The organism is Rossellomorea oryzaecorticis (assembly GCF_045897515.1).
Classification (GTDB): domain Bacteria; phylum Bacillota; class Bacilli; order Bacillales; family Bacillaceae_B; genus Rossellomorea; species Rossellomorea enclensis.
Window position 1 is genome coordinate 53215 of sequence record NZ_JBJOSA010000003.1, and the last position, 16634, is coordinate 69848.

General features: G+C 45.3%; 16 protein-coding genes and 1 pseudogene. 8 read left to right on the forward strand and 9 right to left on the reverse strand.

From position 1 onward, the window contains the following. The gene (locus ACKA06_RS04520; protein WP_032086525.1) at positions 1-990 is read right to left on the reverse strand and encodes a FecCD family ABC transporter permease; all 990 of its coding nucleotides are present in this window, start codon (positions 988-990) and stop codon (positions 1-3) included. 206 nt (positions 991-1196) lie between these two features. Between ACKA06_RS04520 and ACKA06_RS04525 the strand changes: the two genes are divergently transcribed. The 4 genes from ACKA06_RS04525 to ACKA06_RS04540 all read left to right on the forward strand — a co-directional run bounded on the left by ACKA06_RS04525 (position 1197) and on the right by ACKA06_RS04540 (position 6190). Next, positions 1197-2159: an ABC transporter substrate-binding protein gene (locus ACKA06_RS04525; protein WP_411159058.1), complete on the forward strand. Its 963-nt coding sequence runs from the start codon at positions 1197-1199 to the stop codon at positions 2157-2159. 334 nt (positions 2160-2493) lie between these two features. Then, positions 2494-3996, forward strand: a complete 1503-nt coding sequence (locus tag ACKA06_RS04530; protein ID WP_411159059.1) for a spore germination protein — start codon at positions 2494-2496, stop codon at positions 3994-3996. 14 nt (positions 3997-4010) lie between these two features. Then, entirely contained in the window at positions 4011-5099 is a 1089-nt protein-coding gene (locus ACKA06_RS04535; RefSeq protein ID WP_411159060.1) for a GerAB/ArcD/ProY family transporter, read from the forward strand. Further along, positions 5096-6190, forward strand: a complete 1095-nt coding sequence (locus ACKA06_RS04540) for a Ger(x)C family spore germination protein (protein ID WP_411159061.1) — start codon at positions 5096-5098, stop codon at positions 6188-6190. The genes ACKA06_RS04535 and ACKA06_RS04540 overlap by 4 nt, the downstream gene beginning before the upstream one ends. Positions 6191-6253: 63 nt before the next feature. Here ACKA06_RS04540 and ACKA06_RS04545 read toward each other — a convergent pair whose 3' ends face one another. Continuing rightward, on the reverse strand, positions 6254-7291 hold the full coding sequence (locus tag ACKA06_RS04545) for an oxidoreductase (RefSeq protein WP_411159274.1): 1038 nt from the start codon (positions 7289-7291) through the stop codon (positions 6254-6256). Between the two features lie 149 nt (positions 7292-7440). Between ACKA06_RS04545 and ACKA06_RS04550 the strand changes: the two genes are divergently transcribed. Then, a complete protein-coding gene (locus ACKA06_RS04550; RefSeq protein ID WP_411159062.1) occupies positions 7441-7755 on the forward strand; it encodes a thioredoxin family protein in 315 nt (104 codons plus the stop codon). Between the two features lie 65 nt (positions 7756-7820). Here the strand turns inward: ACKA06_RS04550 and ACKA06_RS04555 are convergent, their stop codons facing one another. Continuing rightward, a complete protein-coding gene (locus ACKA06_RS04555) occupies positions 7821-9260 on the reverse strand; it encodes a PGAP1-like alpha/beta domain-containing protein (protein ID WP_411159063.1) in 1440 nt (479 codons plus the stop codon). Positions 9261-9413: 153 nt separating this feature from the next. Here ACKA06_RS04555 and ACKA06_RS04560 point away from each other — a divergent pair, with 153 nt between their 5' ends. Beyond that, positions 9414-9554: a hypothetical protein gene (locus ACKA06_RS04560; protein WP_411159064.1), complete on the forward strand. Its 141-nt coding sequence runs from the start codon at positions 9414-9416 to the stop codon at positions 9552-9554. 37 nt (positions 9555-9591) lie between these two features. Beyond that, positions 9592-9771 carry an H-type small acid-soluble spore protein gene (locus ACKA06_RS04565; protein WP_032086532.1) on the forward strand — a complete coding sequence of 60 codons (180 nt, stop codon included), beginning with the start codon at positions 9592-9594 and terminating at the stop codon, positions 9769-9771. 36 nt (positions 9772-9807) lie between these two features. Here the strand turns inward: ACKA06_RS04565 and ACKA06_RS04570 are convergent, their stop codons facing one another. Together ACKA06_RS04570 and ACKA06_RS04575 are read right to left on the reverse strand one after the other, a co-directional pair. After that, complete coding sequence (locus ACKA06_RS04570) at positions 9808-11187, reverse strand: alkaline phosphatase (protein WP_064567405.1); 1380 nt, start codon at positions 11185-11187, stop codon at positions 9808-9810. 151 nt (positions 11188-11338) lie between these two features. Beyond that, complete coding sequence (locus ACKA06_RS04575) at positions 11339-12199, reverse strand: dimethylarginine dimethylaminohydrolase family protein (RefSeq protein ID WP_411159066.1); 861 nt, start codon at positions 12197-12199, stop codon at positions 11339-11341. Between the two features lie 532 nt (positions 12200-12731). Here ACKA06_RS04575 and ACKA06_RS04580 point away from each other — a divergent pair. After that, positions 12732-13487 (forward strand): hypothetical protein, encoded by a 756-nt coding sequence (locus ACKA06_RS04580; protein WP_411159067.1) that lies wholly within the window; start codon positions 12732-12734, stop codon positions 13485-13487. Positions 13488-13582: 95 nt separating this feature from the next. Here the strand turns inward: ACKA06_RS04580 and ACKA06_RS04585 are convergent. The 4 genes and pseudogenes from ACKA06_RS04585 to ACKA06_RS04595 all read right to left on the reverse strand — a co-directional run. Next, positions 13583-13831: pseudogene (locus tag ACKA06_RS04585) on the reverse strand (KGG domain-containing protein); the annotation flags it as partial. 91 nt (positions 13832-13922) lie between these two features. Next, the gene (locus ACKA06_RS21645; RefSeq protein ID WP_456153941.1) at positions 13923-14234 is read right to left on the reverse strand and encodes a KGG domain-containing protein; all 312 of its coding nucleotides are present in this window, start codon (positions 14232-14234) and stop codon (positions 13923-13925) included. A 70-nt stretch (positions 14235-14304) separates the two neighbouring features. Further along, entirely contained in the window at positions 14305-14616 is a 312-nt protein-coding gene (locus tag ACKA06_RS21650) for a KGG domain-containing protein (RefSeq protein WP_456153942.1), read from the reverse strand. A gap of 377 nt (positions 14617-14993) precedes the next feature. Further along, entirely contained in the window at positions 14994-16574 is a 1581-nt protein-coding gene (locus ACKA06_RS04595) for a long-chain-fatty-acid--CoA ligase (protein WP_411159068.1), read from the reverse strand. Positions 16575-16634 lie beyond the last annotated feature (60 nt).

Consider the following 16634-nt stretch of genomic DNA (forward strand, 5'->3'; position numbering starts at 1 on the left):
TTAGAACCCCTTCCTGGCCACATACACAAAGAATGGAGCACCGATGACAGCGGTCATCACCCCGACAGGAACTTCCTGGGGCATGATGATGTAGCGTGCAGCTATATCTGCAGTCAGAAGAAGGACCGCGCCCAGTAAACCTGCGTAAGGGATGAGCCATTTGTGATCGACTCCTATCAACTTCCTGGCCAGATGAGGAATGACAATGCCGATGAATCCGATCGGTCCGGCAATCGCGACGGAACCGCCTGCTAAGAGGACGACGATCAATAGCGCCAGGAACTTGATGAGGTTGGTTTTCAACCCCAGTCCCTTTGCTACGTCCTCACCCATTGCTAATATATTCATTTTGCCTGCGAGTATGAGCGCCCCGATCCACCCTGTCAGGATGTAAGGGAAAACCCCTGTCAAGATTTCCAGCTTCCTGCCCTGTACCGAACCGGCAAGCCAGAACAGAACCTGTTCAAGAGCCGATTCATCAAGTACGAGCAGGCCTTGCGTAAAGGACGAGAACATCGCTGTAATCGCAGCCCCTGCAAGGGTAAGCTTCATCGGTGTAAGGCCGTTGTTTCCCGCAGCACTGATCGCATATACGCCAAAAGCGGCAATCCCCGCACCGAAGAACGAAAGCCAAGTGAACGTCTGGAGGTCTGTGACACCGAACATGGTCACGGCGACCACCACCATGAAACCTCCCCCGGCGTTGATTCCGAAAATGCCCGGTGATGCAAGTGGATTCTTCGTCAAGGTCTGCATGAGCACCCCGGAAATGGCGAGTGAAGCCCCTACAACGGCAGCGATGAGCGCCCTTGGAAGACGGATTGTCTGCAGGACCAGATGTTCCGTGGATTGGTCCGGATTCACAAATGACTCAAGTGCCGTCTTCCAGGATGTTTCCGTATAGCCATAGACGATACTCATCCCGATACATAAAATAAGGATGAAAAGCGTCCCTAGAAATATAATGAACTGTTTTTGCGTATTAATCATATGTTTACCTTTCAGGTCACAGTTTACGTAATGGTTAAAATGATTCCTCTTATTCACTTCCTATTTTAGAGAAGATTGGGAGCGCAGTCAATGACTTTGAAAATCATTATCAATTAGTTGTTGACAATGAAAACCTTCTCAACTATGATTATGTTTGTGAATGATAATCATTATCAACAAAACTACTTTTAGGAGGATTCACACATATGAAAGTAAGAAGTTTACTCTCTTTACTGCTGATCGCTTCCCTTCTTTTCCTGGCAGCCTGCGGGAACAAAGAGGAAGAAAAAGATTCATCAGCAAGTAAAGATGACAAAAAAGAAGAAACATACACAGTAGAACACGCTATGGGTAAGACTGAAATTAAAGGGACTCCTGAAAAGGTGGTCATCCTGACAAATGAAGGTACAGAAGCACTTCTTGCAATGGGTGTCACTCCTGTCGGCGCCGTCCAATCATGGACTGGCGACCCTTGGTATGATCACATCGCTGACGATATGAAAGACGTTGAAGTTGTAGGGACCGAAAGTGAATTGAACATCGAAGCAATCGCAAAGCTTCAGCCGGATCTGATCATCGGTACGAAACTCCGTCAGGAAGAGCAGTACAATCAATTGAAAGAAATCGCTCCGACTGTCATGTCTGAAACACTTAAAGGCAACTGGAAAGAAAACTTCGAACTTTATGCAAAAGCATTGAACAAAGAAGAAAAAGGGAAAGAGGTTTTGGCTGAATACGATCAGCGCATCGAGGACCTGAAAGGCAAACTCGGCGATAAGCTGAACCAGGAAGTTTCAATGGTACGCTTCCTTGCAGGCGACGTCCGCATCTATCACAAAGATTCATTCTCAGGTGTCATCCTGGATCAATTAGGATTTGCGCGCCCTGCTGAACAGGATAAAGATGACTTTGCCGAAAAAGGCGTAACAAAAGAACGTATTCCTGCAATGGACGGGGATGTCCTCTTTTACTTCACATATGAAACAGGAGATGGCGAAGCGAACAAACTGGCAGAAGAATGGATCAATGATCCTCTCTTCAAAAATCTTGAAGCAGCCAAAGCTGGTAAAGTATACGAAGTAAGCGACGCAATCTGGAACACTGCAGGCGGCGTAATCGCAGCAAATGAAATGCTCGACGACATCGAAAAGTTCTTCCTGGAGCAATAAGTAAGAGTAATGAAGAGATCAGGGATCATTCCCTGGTCTTTTTTTTGTGTTTAAGAAAGTGATTTTCTTATGTATCCTAGGAGCCTGAGAATAGGTTCGAAGGCAAAGAGTAAAACCGGAAGGAAAATCCAAGTCCCTCCTCATTCATATCAGGAGACTCACGGGTCACCCGCGGAAAGCGAAGTCTTGCACGGAAATCAAAAGCGGTATTGAAAACCGCCTCACTTTAATATTCCCTCTATAAAAATACTTTCCCGCATCCCTTCAACTTTTCATAATTCTCCCTTTTTCGGAAACACTAGTGAATACACCAAGACGAACATGAGGGATTCCTATGTTTTCTTTCTTCAAGAGTAACAAAAATGATAAAAACAAACAGAAGCCATCTTTTAAAAGCATTAAATCAGCTCTTGATAAATCAGCTGATTACCAACATTCTTTCTACCTTAATCCCTTTACTGGGGTAAAATTCAGCCTCCACTTTTTCACGACGCTGATTGATGGGAAGATTCTGCAGGAAGACGTTCTTCCTTATGTACTGTCTAAGGATTTCAATAACCTTGAAGACCTGAAAAAGATCGTCCCGATTGTTGATATCCAATTTTCAGAAGATGAAGCCGTCATCGAACAGAAACTGCTGAATGGCTACACAATGGTGACAATGGATCATACTCATCGAAAATTCGCCTTCATCGCGACAAAAAATGAAATGGGACGCAAAGTGTCACAGCCGGAAGTCGAATTCAGTGTCGTCGGACCGAAAGAGGCATTCGTCGAGTCACTTAGTGACAACCTGAACCTCCTTCGCAAACGGGTACCAGTAAAGGAGCTTACGGTGGAAGAAATGAGTGTCGGGACCATCACTCATACAAGAATTGCCCTGATATATCTTGATGGTCTCGCAGATGAAGCGAATGTAAACACGGTCCGCCAGCGGTTGGATGCTGTTGATTTCGACCAGATTATGGACAGTTCGTTCATTGAACAGCTGATCTCGGATAATACCTTATCACCATTTCCACTGCTTCTTGATTCGGAGCGGCCGGACCGTGTCGCTTCCGTTTTAATAGAAGGAAAAATTGCCATACTGGTGGATGGGTCGCCTCATGCACTGATTGGGCCCACCACGCTTGTTGAATTTTTCAACGCATATGAAGATTATTTTCTTAACTTTATAGTCGCATCCTTCTTCCGTCTTGTACGGGTATTTTCGGTTGCCTTCTCAATTCTGATCACGCCGATCTATGTAGCGGCCCTTACATATCATTATGAGCTGATACCGAAGGACTTGATGGCGACCCTCGTCACATCGAGGCAGGAAATCCCGCTGCCTCCGATACTTGAAGCACTGTTCCTTGAACTTACCATAGAACTGCTGCGGGAGGCGGGGGCGCGGCTTCCGACGAAGGTCGGCCAGACGATCGGTATCGTTGGCGGTATCGTCATCGGGACGGCATCGGTTGAAGCAGGCCTTACGAGTAATGTCCTGCTGATCCTTGTTGCCCTTGCCGCACTGGCTTCATTTACGACACCTGTTTACCGGATGGGTAATACAATCCGTATCCTCCGCTTTCCATTTTTACTTTTGGCGCAGCTGTGGGGACTCCTCGGAATTGTTTTCTGTTTCTGTTTCCTGCTGGGGCATCTGATGAATCTGACCTCACTCGGACGGCCATTCCTGGAGCCTTTATACCCGCCGCGTTTAACGGATCTGAAGGACGCTCTCATACGGTTTCCATTTTTCAAGCAGCCAGACCGCCCTTCATTTCTGAGGACAAATAAATCCACACGATTCAATCCTTCCGAAGGGAAGAAAAAGCTTGATATCGACGAATGATTGGAGGTGCTGTAATGCAGCCGATTCCTGAAAGCAGAAAGGTCTCCCCTTTTCTCGTATTCTTTCTTATACATTCAATCCAGGTCGGAGCCGGGGTATTGGGCTTTCAGCGGATCATCTCGCAGGTTGCAGGATATGATGGGTGGATTTCAGTGATTCTCGCCGGAATCACTACCCATATTATCATGTTCATCATGTATCTATTACTGGATAAAGGCGGAGGCGACCTTGTTGAAGCACACGCCCTTGTTTTTGGAAAATGGTTTGGTAAGTTATTGGATCTTATCTTCGTCCTTTACTTTACATTACTCGTAATAACCATTCTGAGAACCTATATCGAGGTTGTCCAAGTGTGGATGTATCCGAGGCTCAGTACCTTTTATTTTGCCCTTGCCTTTATGATCCTGGCATATTATATCGTCTCTGGAGGAGTAAGGAGTATTGCAGGAGTGGCATTTTTCGGGATCGTTCTTCCAAGCTATCTGTTGTTGACGTTCGCATTCACCTTCCCGTTCAGTGATTTCCGTAATCTCCTCCCCGTCTTTGATCATTCGATTAAAGATATCATGTTGGCCACAAAAAATATGTCGCTGACGTTTCTCGGATATGAGTCGATCCTGATGCTCTACCCATTCATTAAAAACGCAAAGAAATCACAGAAATATGCTCATTGGGGACTGTTCACCACTACAATGGTGTACGTTTTCATTGCCCTTATTTCCTTTGCCTTCTTCAGTGAAAAGCAGCTGGCAAAGACGGTATGGGCGACTTTATCAATGTGGAAAATCGTTGAGATGCCTTTTGTTGAACGATTTGAGTATATCGGGATAGCCAACTGGTGCCTGATCATCCTGCCGAACGTCTGTATCGCTTTGTGGTGCGGGAGCAGGATCATGAAGAGGACCACCTTCCTCAAACAGCGTCATTCGGTCTGGATTCTATCGGCAATTGTCATCGGCACCCTCACATTCTTGACAAATCGCCAACAGGTAAACTTTTTGAATACCTTTTCAGGGGAAGTCGGTTTCTATATCAATTACGGGTACATCCCCCTTCTCCTCTTATTGGTGATCATCATGAAAAAGGTGAAAAAGAAGTCATGAAAAAACAACTGACATTATGTATCATACTGCTATTACTCCTGACAGGCTGCGTCGAAAGGGAGATCCTTGATGATTTGAATATTGAAACCGCCAAAGGGTACGATCTTGTGGATGAAAACACCATAAAGGGGACAGCTTTATTTCCTGTTTATATAAAAGTCGGGACCATCGAAAACAGGACCCTTTCAGCCGAAGCCCCATCCACCCGGGAAGTACTGGAGACATTATCCCGGAAGTCCCAGCAGCCTCTCGTCCGGGGAAGCCTGGATGTCGTGCTGATCGGAGATGAGTTGGCAAAGAAAGGAATCCTCGATGTCGCCGATTCCCTTCAAAGGGATGCAAGCATCGGGGCTCGTGTGATGCTGGCCGTTACCGAGGGAAATGCAGGGGATATCCTGGAAGGGGATTACGGGATCAGAGGGAACGGGATGTTCATATCGAATCTCCTCCATCAGAACATCAAGAGGAGGGAACTTCCTGAAACCAATCTGCATATGTTTCTCTTTGATTATTATCAAGAAGGCCAGACCCCTTATCTGCCCATCATCAAACAAGTCTCCAACGATACACTTGAAGTCACAGGTATAGCCTTGATGGATGATGACAAGATGATCGACAGGGTCGCTTCCGATGATATGTTCTTTTTCAAACTTCTGGTGGATAAGCTTTCAGAAGGAAGCCATGTGGTAAAGCTTGGCGGTAAAGACGGAAGCACGGAGCAGCGAGTCGAAGCGGCGGTAACGAGCATTAAATCGAAGCATAAGATCAAGGTAGTGAATAAAACGGATCCTGTAAAGGTTACCATCAAAATCACTATTAATGGGATTATTAAAGAATACACAGGAAAAAGCTTAACACCGAAGAAAATCAAAGAAATAGAAGATAAGATGTCATCTGATATTGTCGACCATTCAGAAAAACTGCTCGCACGGTTCCAGGAGCTGGGGATCGACCCCATCGGTATCGGACAGCTGCAAAAACACGGAATGCGAGGGTTTGATATAAAAAAATGGGAAAAGTCATTATATCCAAATGTCCAGTTCGATATTAAACCTAATGTAAACATACTTGAGTCAGGGACGGTGGAATAGGATCGTGCAGACAGAAAAAAGAGGAGAGGTGCCGAATGATCGCACCACTCCTCTTTTGCTTTATTAAAAATGGACGACCTTTCCATAAGATGAACTTTCCTTGCAGGCTTCGATGATCCTGATTACTTCAAGGGCTTCTGCTGCTTTTACCGGTGACGTATCATTATTCCTGATGGCCTCACGGATTCCTTGATAAAAAAGAGTGTAGTCTCCTTTTTCAGAAGGTAGTTTTACGGTGTCCACCTTTTTGCCGTCCGTAACGGATAACGTCCCCCAAGCACTTTCATTCTCCTGTCCCCATGATTCCGAATATGGGTCGAGACCCTCTTTCAGGTCTGCTTCCTGTCGGTCCATACCGTATTTCATATAGCTCCCGCTGCGGAAGTGCACCTGATAGCGGGGTCCGGGGTCAAGCACCATTGAGCGGGAATTGAGGGAAACCCTCATCCCTTCATATCCCATTACGATATGGAAGTAATCTTCCGCCTTATCCTGATCGCGCTGTGAAAACACATCTGCAAATACCCATTGAGGCGTACCGAACAGACAAAGTGCCTGGTCGATCAAATGTGAGCCAAGGTCATACAACACTCCCCCGCCATCGATTTTATTCTCTTTCCAGCGGTCCTTCACCTGAGGGCGGTAGCGGTCGAAATGGGCTTCGTATGTCGCAACTTTCCCCAGCCGTTTTTCTTCTAAAAGCTTTTTGATTGTGAGGAAGTCAGCATCCCAGCGCCGGTTATGGAAAACAGACAAGAGGAGGCCTTTTTCTTCGGCCAGTGCGATCAGCTCTTCTCCCTCGGAACTTGAGGTGACGAACGGTTTTTCCACCACCACATGTTTCCCGGCATGCAGAGACTGCTTGATCATGCTGTAATGCAGATGGTTCGGTGTCGTAATGACAACAAGCTCGATGTCTTCCTGAAGCAGTTCATCCAATGTTTGAACCACCCTGGCACCTTCTATGTCTTTCTGGACTTTCTCCTTGTTTGAAGACATGACTGTATGTATATGATAGTCCTTGGAATGCTGCAGAAGAGGACGGTGAAAGCTTTGTCCTGAAAATCCGTAGCCTGCAAGTCCAACGTTGATCGGTTTCATTTTATCACCTGAATTTCTATAGAATGTATCCATTATACTATCATGTCCTGTACAGATCTGGGAAATGCTTTGCAGGCCTGGATCTGATATCTTGCAGTTTACGTAAAGTTGCGCGTAAGGTTAAAATAAGAGGGAAAGGGGGGTTACAAATGCAATCGATCAAAAACAAAGAAACGTTCGAAGAAATCATTTCTTCAGAACAGCCCGTAATCGTTAAATTCCATGCAGACTGGTGCCCTGACTGCCGCCGCATGGACATGTTCATTGATGAAATCATGGAACAATACAATCAATATAAATGGTATGACATCAACAAGGACGAACTTCCGGAGATAGCGGAAAAGTATGACGTCATGGGGATCCCGAGCCTGCTCGTCTGGAAGAACGGCGAAAAGACCGCCAATCTTCACAGCGCGAATGCAAAAACGCCGGATCAGGTGACAGACTTCTTGGAATCCTTGTAATGACAAAGCCAGTCCTCCGCTTTACCGGGGGACGGGCTTTAAGCATTTTAGCAGGATTGGATGAGTTACTCATGAACGTTTCCATGCTCATCGACCGTAACGGTTCTGATGACCGTCCGTTGGAACCGCTCCCCCTGTGCTGTCGTTCCCTCTAAGTCAATCGTGATGTTATGGATGCCTTCACCGTATCCTGCAAGGGTTTCCGGGTTGAGATCCGCCGGTTGAGCCTTTTTCCCTGATGGGAAGTGGGAAAGATGAATTTGTTTTTCAATATCCACTATCCCTGTCATCTTCACTTCCTTACTATCGGACTCAGCCACTTTAACGCTGATGATTTCATCCATCCCCACATTCACCCCGCCTGAAAAGATGACATTCAACAAATAGGACTCCCGTGAATCATTCCTTGCCTCCATCACCCATCTGCCCTTAGCCGGTGACGGGATGATGATCGAATGGTGAAGTGCATTTGGAAAGAAACCGGTCTCATCACCCGCTGTGACAAAACGGACATGCCGCCTGCCATCAGGGTCCGTCAATACATAGGAGGCATCGTTTGAAGAACTGACCCAATCAACCGTCAGCTCCTCCACCCCATCTTCCACATAGAACCGTTCTGCTGCGACACCCGTATACACCCCTCCCTTATGGAGGACGGAAACGGGCAATTCCTTTTCAATCGATTCAGCGGAAATGGCAACAGGAAGTTCTTCCACTTCCTCAAGAACCAATTTTTCTATATAAGGAAAGATTTCATCTCCCAGTTTGATCGTCTTGTGGGTCCAGTCACCAACCATCACTTCCTCCCCATAAGGAAGCCGGGAGCTCTTCACCGTCACTGCACCGTCACTTGGACCGAACCGCCTCAAATACAAACCGCCCCAAAACAACTCTGATCCCATGCTGCCCCAGCCGGTACCGCCGAATGTATAAAAAGGTGAATGCCCCCGCTCCATGTTGTCATCCGTCCGTTTCCGGTAGGCTTTCATATAGCCCGTCTGCAGGGAAAATACCGCTTCACTCCTGCTGCCGAGCGTATCTGCGATCCAGTCTGCCCACTTGCTGAACGCCAAATCTGCAAGCTGGGATCCGTGATGAGGGGTCGATAAGGTGATCACCCGCTTCACAAACTGCGAGGCATCATGATAAACCATTGCCGTCTGGGCATCGATCCCTCCCTTGCTGTGAGCCACAATCACCACTTCACTTTGAAAAGATACAGAAATCTCCTTCAGTTTTTCAGCCAGCAGCAGTCCATTCGACCACATATCCGCCGTTCCTGAAAGATTGATGAACGCTGTGCGGTATCCTTTTGCACGTGCTGTTTCACGGATATCATTCCCATCAACGTTCCATGTTGCAGATGTCGTGTTTATACCATGAATGAAAAGGATCGGATAGCTGCCGGGCTTAATATCGTCAGGTTCCTCCCCCGGATACCAGCTACCCGGAATGGTTTCACCGGCTGTGCCCGGTGACATACTGGAATTTAGAGACTCCTTCATAAACCCGCCCCCTTCTTCTGTTTATAGTTTCTTTATTCCACACCTGAAAACCTTTAAATGGCTTCCATCTTTTAAAATCGGGACTTCATCCCCATGCATATCCATCACCCTTTTTTCCAAAACTAAAGTGACTAGATGAAGGAGGAATGACAAATGACGAAAAAAGATAATAAAGGAAGCAGCAACCAGAACTCCCCGAAACGGGGGACAACTGAATTTGCTGCGGAACTGACAAGCGGGGATAACAGCAAGGGCAATAAACATAACAAGGACCAAAAGAACAAGTCCGACTGAAGAATTGATCCCGTTAAACATAAGGAGGATGCCAATCATGGAACTTAAACGTGCGAAACAAATTTTATCTTCGTCAGCGGACATAGAAGTGAAATATCAAGATGCGTCTGTATGGATCGATGAAGTAATGGAAGACGGACAGACAGCAGTGGTACATCTGCGCGGTCCGCTTGAAGAGAGATCACAGGTAAGCATTGCGGATTTGCAAGAAGGATAAAGAAAGCCACGCGGCGATACCGCGTGGCTTTTCACATTATTTATTCTCTTTGATTTTTCCTTTATTCTTTAAAATTTCGAAAATCAACTGAGCCTGATCCGTATTGTCGATCATCCCTGCAAACTTTTCTTTCTGGGGACCGAATGCATAGACAGGTACGTCATCCCCTGTATGTCCATCCGTCGTCCAGCCAGTACCGGAACGTGTATCGAAGATCCTTTCGATTGCATTATCGATTTCCACTTTATCCTTCGTCGCCGCTGCTTCTTTTACAGAAGAAATTTCTTCGTCTGTCAATTCAAGGTCGACATATTGAGAAAGCGTTTCTTCTACAGATGCGCCGTTCGCGATTTCTTCTGCCATGAAGTCAGGCGTGCGTTTCGCAGCATCGATCACGTTTGGATCCCAGTTATAGTCACCATCCGAACCGATTGAGAATCCGCCAGTTGAGTGGTCAGCCGTCACGACGACCAGGGTCTCACCATTTTCTTTGGCAAAATCACGTACTTTTTCAAATGCTTTTTCAAAGTCCCTCATTTCACTCATAGAAGCGACAACATCATTATCATGTCCGCCCCAGTCGATCTGGCTTCCTTCCACCATCAGGAAAAATCCGTCTTTGTCAGATTTCAGGCGGTCAAGTGCAGATGTAGTCATATCAGCAAGACTTGGCTGTTTTTCATCGCGGTCGATCATCTTATCCATACCTGACTCGGCAAAAAGACCAAGGACCTGTTCATTATCATCATTCTTCATTTCTTCAGTTGACTTCACATAGCTGTATCCGTCTTTCTTGAATTCTTCAGCCAGATTACGGTCTTCACGTTCGAAGAAGTCCGTTCCACCGCCAAGCATAACATCGATTTTATGTTCACCCTTGATCATTTCATCAAAATAATCATTGGCTATTTCATCTTCATTTTTACGGCTTTCATCATGCGCACCGTAAGAAGCAGGTGTTGCATGCGTGATTTCAGAAGTTGAAACAAGACCTGTAGACATGCCGTTTTCCTTTGCCTGCTCAAGGACTGTTTTAACATCAGATTTATCATTATCAACAGCAATCGCATTGTTATACGTCTTCACCCCGCCGCTCATCGCTGTTGCTGCCGCTGCTGAATCCGTTACATTTTCTTTTTCATCTTCAGGATATGTGGACTGCAGTCCCACAAGATACGGATCAAATGCCGTTTTCTCGAATTCCGGTGTATCCGGATTGTCATTCATATAACGAAGGGCTGTTGTATAAGGGACACCCATGCCGTCACCAATCATGAAGATGACATTTTTGGCTTTCCCGTTTTTAGATTCTTTCGCTTGCGCCTCAGGGTTGTCCTGATTCATACCGATCACACTTCCGATTGCCAATGATGAAACAACTGCCAAAGGAAGGATCTTCTTCATGGATTTTTTCATTTCGCGACCTCCTAGATTATGAATACAGTTACTAGGATAGTAGAGAATTATAAAGAATTATTTTCAAAGAGACGACAATCTTGTAAAAGATTTGTAAATGTAAAAAGGCCCGCCCCGCTTCCCATTTACGGAGTGCGGTTCGGGCCTTTGTCTATTCCCTTACAAGAGGCAGGGTGCAGCACCTGAAGGAGCCGCCTGATTTGATGATTTCCGAGAAGTCGGTTTCAATGACCTTGAAGCCCTTTTCTCTTATTCTTTCATTCAACTCTCCATTCTGCGGGAGGCTGACAATCGTCTTGTCACCAATGGCAAGGACATTGGGTCCCATACGGAACTGTTCCTTCTCGCTTACTTCGATGATGTTGTAGTGCTCTTTGATTTTTTCCAGATCTTTTTTCGAAAAAGCAGGCGGATAAACGAGTGCCGCTTCTTCCGAAATGATCGTGAACACACAATCAAGGTGCAGGATATCACTCCTCAAAGGAAGTGCATGGACGGTATAGTCGGGGAGCAGTTTTTTTAGGGCCTGGACCGCCAGACGGTTCGTGCGTCCGCTTATTCCGACCCAGACATTTTTACCGTCTACCAGTACATCCCCTCCTTCGATTGAATGGGCAGCCAGATGGGTATGCGGGATCTTTTGTTCCTCGAGCCATCCGAGAAGAACCTTCACTTCTCCTTTTCTAAGCTCTGTATTCATCGATGAAACGATGAGTTCATTCCCGATGCAGAATCCGATATCCCTTGTGAATACCTGCTCGTTCATTTCCTTTCGAGGTGTGAGGTGATGCACCTCAGCGCCGTTTTCTTCAAGGATTTTCACAAACTGCTCATGCTGGTGCACGGCTTTATCTATATCGATGTTATCTTTCATAAAATGTTTTTGTGTTTCATTGATGATTTCCGTGATTCTCATGTTTTGAGGTGAAACCACCAATACCTTTTTTAATTTTCCGTATTCAGAAGGACAATTCAGAGCATTGTCCTGGACTGTTTCTCTAGACAGGTTCATAGGGTTTTTTACCTCCCAAAATTTTTCATTACGGAGGACTATTCCCCGTTTGGGAAGGGATGAAACCTTGGAAATAATATAGATTCCCCTACACATTTTTCCTTCTAATAAACCAAATGCAATTAAATCTATTTAAGAAATCCAAAGATCACAATACCTGTAGAAATCGGTTAACAATGCCGCTAATGATTTCCGTGCAAGACTTCGCTTTCCGCGGGTAGCCCGTGAGCCTCCTCGGCAAGCCTGCGGGAAGAAAAGCGGAGGGGCTTTGCCCAGAGGCGGTTGGCATAAGGCGAATCGTCCACGAAGGCGTTCTTTGCCTTCTTGGTCGGTTTGACTTATGACATGTGCCTCTAAGCCCCGCAGCTAGACAAGTCTCACATAAGCTACTCTTCCCGCAGGAGTCTTCGTCTTGCACTCCAATCAACCGCTGGAACAAGTTAAAGCTGAACAATTCGGCATACTTAAAACATTTTTCAATATTAAATTGAATTAATTCAGGAAATGGGAACACTAAAATGAGGTGATGGTGATGCGAATTTTTGTCTATTTTTTAATAGGGCTCTTTCTTTTCTCAAATCCTGCTTTAGCAGGGAAAAAGATTAGAGGATATGATATTGTTAGTCAGGACAAAAATGAGAATATAACCCTATACGGTAAGAAAACGAATGGATTATACAGGGGATTCAAGATTGATTTCAAAGGGGAAATTTATACAAAGCCTTTTTGGAATAGCGAAATAAGCCCTTCCTTCCCTCCACAAATATTCTACTCAGACATAAATACTGACGAAAAAGAAGAATTTTCCATTACCTTGACGAAGGGGCATGGAACAGGAGTCCTATTGGAAGATGTTCATGTTTTCCACACAATTGACAACGGATTATGCGAAGTGATTGTAGATAACCCTTTAGCAATCATTAATAAGAATGTTAAAACAAAGCTTTCGAATCAAGAAGCAGAAATTCAAATAGACAAAAGGAAGTATAAAGTTGATTTGCTTCCATTTGGAGTCAACCCTGAAAATTTGTTTGAGGATATAAGTTTTGGGAGCAATATTGATTATGAAGTAATGAACCATAATCTTATGGTTAAAGTAACCGGACAAATATCACCAGCTATGTTTATTGGGGATATTATCATCACTTATGAATATCTTGCTAAAATGTATCAAGCGAAATCTATCGAATTTATAACGGATATTGATAAAAATCCTTTTTATGGACCAGTGACACAGGAAGAGATATTTAACCCGGGAAAAAAACAAAGAAAGGACCACACATTTTAGATTTCTCTAATTTGTGTGGTCCTATTTCCCTCAATTACTGAGTTTGCACAAGTTCCCTTTTATTTGTTAAGATGATATTAATTGTTGTTATTTGAATTGTTGTTTGAACGGTTGGAGCCGCCTGAATTTGAGTTTCTGCCGCCTTTTTCACCGATGTCCTGGTAGAAATCTTTATCATGATTATTCGAGGTGGCTTCTCCGCCTTTTTCTCCGATCTCCTGATAGAACTCTTTATCGTGATTGCGTGACGTAGCTTCTCCGCCTTTGCGCCCCGCTTCTTCATAACTCATTTTATTATTGTTTTTACTGTTATTGTTGTTATTACTATTATTATTGTTTGCCATTTTGTTTCCTCTCCTTTAAATGTAATAGTCTCCATGACGTTTACCGGAAATGACGTTTCTATGACAATAGACTTTTTCGAATGCTTATGTTTTAGCTGTTGTTTGAGCTGCTGGATCCTGAGTTAGAGCTGTTGGACCCTGAGTTTGAATTGTTGCTTCTTGATTGATTTGAATTCCCTGAGTTGCTGGAATTTCTGCCGCCTTTCTCACCGATGTCCTGGTAGAATTCTTTATCGTGATTCTGGGAAGTAGCCTCTCCGCCTTTTTCTCCGATTTCCTGATAAAATTCCTTATCGTGCTTGCGGGCAGTTGCTTCTCCGCCTTTACGTCCTCTTTCCTCGCGGCTCATGTTTCCGTTATTATTGTTGTTATTGTTGTTGTTTCGATTATTGTTGTTTGCCATTTCGTTTCCTCTCCTTTAAATGTAATAGTCTCCATGACGTTTACCGGAAATGATGTTTCTATGACAATTTTTAGCTGTTGTTGGAGCTGTTGGATCCTGAGTTGGAGCTGTTGGACCCGGAGTTTGAATTATTGCTTCTTGATTGATTTGAATTCCCTGAGTTGCTGGAGTTTCTGCCGCCTTTTTCACCGATCTCCTGGTAGAATTCTTTATCGTGATTCTGGGAAGTCGCCTCTCCGCCTTTTTCCCCGATTTCCTGATAGAATTCCTTATCGTGATTGCGGGCAGTTGCTTCTCCGCCTTTACGTCCTCTTTCCTCGCGGCTCATGTTTCCGTTATTATTGTTGTTATTATTGTTGTTTCGATTATTGTTGTTTGCCATTTCGTTTCCTCTCCTTTAAGTGTGATTAGTGTGATAACCAATGACTCTTCAGAAAATGATGTTTCCAATGACTTTCCATAAACCTAAGCAGAATTCTCATAAACTGTCACCTTCACTATGGCTTGTCTTTTCTTTTAAAACGGTATGCCATATTGCAAGAATCCTCCTTTGATTTTTGATGTTACATTTGCTTGTTTACCATCTATTTGGAAAGATAAACATGGCGATGTGGAATAAATATTTGTATATTTCCTCGATGCCCAATAGGACGCGGCTTCCTCATCCGAAAAAATTTTTCGAATAATTTGTTTACAAACACCCTCCCCCGTTTCCATAAAAAAATGACGTGCGTGTACACGTCATTTTTCTATTTCTATCTAATGAACCATCCGGTCCCGGTCCTTCCAAAATTCTTTCCTTATCACGACCTTTTGGATTTTTCCGGAGGCCGTCTTCGGTAGTTCCTCCGCAAAAGTAATGCCTTTTGGCGCTTTGAAATGTGCCAGCTTCTCCCGGCAGAAAGAGATGAGCTCTTCTTCAGCAAGATTATGTCCGTCGCGGAGGACGACCACCGCGTGCGGGACTTCCCCCCATCTTTCATCCGGAACGGCAACCACCGCTGCTTCAAGGACGCCCGGATGTTCATAAAGCGCCCCCTCCACTTCGATCGAGGAGATATTTTCCCCGCCGCTGATGATGACGTCTTTCATACGATCGACAATCTCGATATAACCGTCTCCGTCCACAACCGCCATATCCCCCGTATGGAGCCACCCATCCCGGATCGCTGCATTCGTCGCTTCCGGATTTTTAAAATAGCCCTCCATGACCGTGTTCGTCCTGGTTACGATTTCTCCAATCGCTTTCCCGTCATGAGGGACCTCGTTCCCTAACTCATCTACGACCTTGACCTTGGCGCCGATCATGCTGTATCCCGCTTTGGCCTTTAACCGATACTTCTCTTCATTGGTTTTTTCCAGTTCCATGGAACGGATTGCAGAAGTGGTGATGAGCGGAGAAATCTCCGTCATCCCGTACACCTGGATAAATTCCCACTTCAGGTCCTCTTCCACTTTTCTCACAAAAGCAGGAGGAGGTGCAGAACCTGCGATGACGACCCTCAGCGGCTGATTGATGGCCGGCTTTTCAGATTCATATTGTTCAAGGATCATATTGAGGACAGTCGGGGCCATATGCATGACCGATACGCCGTGTCTCTTCACTTTTTCTAAAATAAGCTTGGGGTCGACCTTCCTCAGCATCACTTGAGTGGCACCGTTCGCCGTGTAATAAAAAGGTGAGCCCCAGCCGTTCACGTGGAACATCGGCAGCACATGAAGAAGAGTGTCCTGATCCGATACCTTAAGGTGGTGCATGCTGGACAGTGCGTGAAGATAATTTGAACGGTGCGTGAGGAGGACTCCCTTCGGATCACCGGTCGTACCGCTCGTGTACAGCAGGGAAGCGATATCCGATTCTTCAAGCGGCACCCGGTCGAATGGTTCGGTGCCGTACTTCCCCCTCCACTCGTCATATCCAGGATAATCGTCCTGAGAATCGCCGTGGATGATCACGTGTTTCAGGTTTGACACTTTCGACAGGATCGGTTGAACGAGCGGATACAATTCTTCATCCACAAACAATGCCTTACTTTCACTGTGGGTCAAAATGAATTGATAGTCCGCAGGCTTGAGACGTGTATTCAGAGGGGTCATCACTCCGCCGACTCCGTATACCCCGTAAAACCCTTCGAGCATCTCCGTCGTGTTCGGCGCGAGGTAGGCGACTTTATCCCCTTTTTTGAGTCCAAGTTCCTGCAGCCCCCGGGATAATTGGTTTACACGGGCATTCAGCTGTTTATATGTAAGTCTTTTTTCATCATCGATGATCGCAGTCTTATCCCCGTATTGCTCCACCGCCCGATCAAGAAAGTCCGTTAATACTAAAGGTACATGCATGCTGTCATTCCATCCCCTTCCCAAATTAGTAAAGCGTTTACTTTATTTTAAAGGGAATGT

Bases quoted from the DNA above. Each gene is read 5' to 3' on its own strand.
- ACKA06_RS04520 (WP_032086525.1), bottom strand. From the start codon at position 990: ATGATTAATACGCAAAAACAGTTCATTATATTTCTAGGGACGCTTTTC.
- ACKA06_RS04525 (WP_411159058.1), top strand. From the start codon at position 1,197: ATGAAAGTAAGAAGTTTACTCTCTTTACTGCTGATCGCTTCCCTTCTT.
- ACKA06_RS04530 (WP_411159059.1), top strand. From the start codon at position 2,494: ATGTTTTCTTTCTTCAAGAGTAACAAAAATGATAAAAACAAACAGAAG.
- ACKA06_RS04535 (WP_411159060.1), top strand. From the start codon at position 4,011: ATGCAGCCGATTCCTGAAAGCAGAAAGGTCTCCCCTTTTCTCGTATTC.
- ACKA06_RS04540 (WP_411159061.1), top strand. From the start codon at position 5,096: ATGAAAAAACAACTGACATTATGTATCATACTGCTATTACTCCTGACA.
- ACKA06_RS04545 (WP_411159274.1), bottom strand. From the start codon at position 7,291: ATGAAACCGATCAACGTTGGACTTGCAGGCTACGGATTTTCAGGACAA.
- ACKA06_RS04550 (WP_411159062.1), top strand. From the start codon at position 7,441: ATGCAATCGATCAAAAACAAAGAAACGTTCGAAGAAATCATTTCTTCA.
- ACKA06_RS04555 (WP_411159063.1), bottom strand. From the start codon at position 9,260: ATGAAGGAGTCTCTAAATTCCAGTATGTCACCGGGCACAGCCGGTGAA.
- ACKA06_RS04560 (WP_411159064.1), top strand. From the start codon at position 9,414: ATGACGAAAAAAGATAATAAAGGAAGCAGCAACCAGAACTCCCCGAAA.
- ACKA06_RS04565 (WP_032086532.1), top strand. From the start codon at position 9,592: ATGGAACTTAAACGTGCGAAACAAATTTTATCTTCGTCAGCGGACATA.
- ACKA06_RS04570 (WP_064567405.1), bottom strand. From the start codon at position 11,187: ATGAAAAAATCCATGAAGAAGATCCTTCCTTTGGCAGTTGTTTCATCA.
- ACKA06_RS04575 (WP_411159066.1), bottom strand. From the start codon at position 12,199: ATGAACCTGTCTAGAGAAACAGTCCAGGACAATGCTCTGAATTGTCCT.
- ACKA06_RS04580 (WP_411159067.1), top strand. From the start codon at position 12,732: ATGCGAATTTTTGTCTATTTTTTAATAGGGCTCTTTCTTTTCTCAAAT.
- ACKA06_RS21645 (WP_456153941.1), bottom strand. From the start codon at position 14,234: ATGGCAAACAACAATAATCGAAACAACAACAATAACAACAATAATAAC.
- ACKA06_RS21650 (WP_456153942.1), bottom strand. From the start codon at position 14,616: ATGGCAAACAACAATAATCGAAACAACAATAATAACAACAATAATAAC.
- ACKA06_RS04595 (WP_411159068.1), bottom strand. From the start codon at position 16,574: ATGCATGTACCTTTAGTATTAACGGACTTTCTTGATCGGGCGGTGGAG.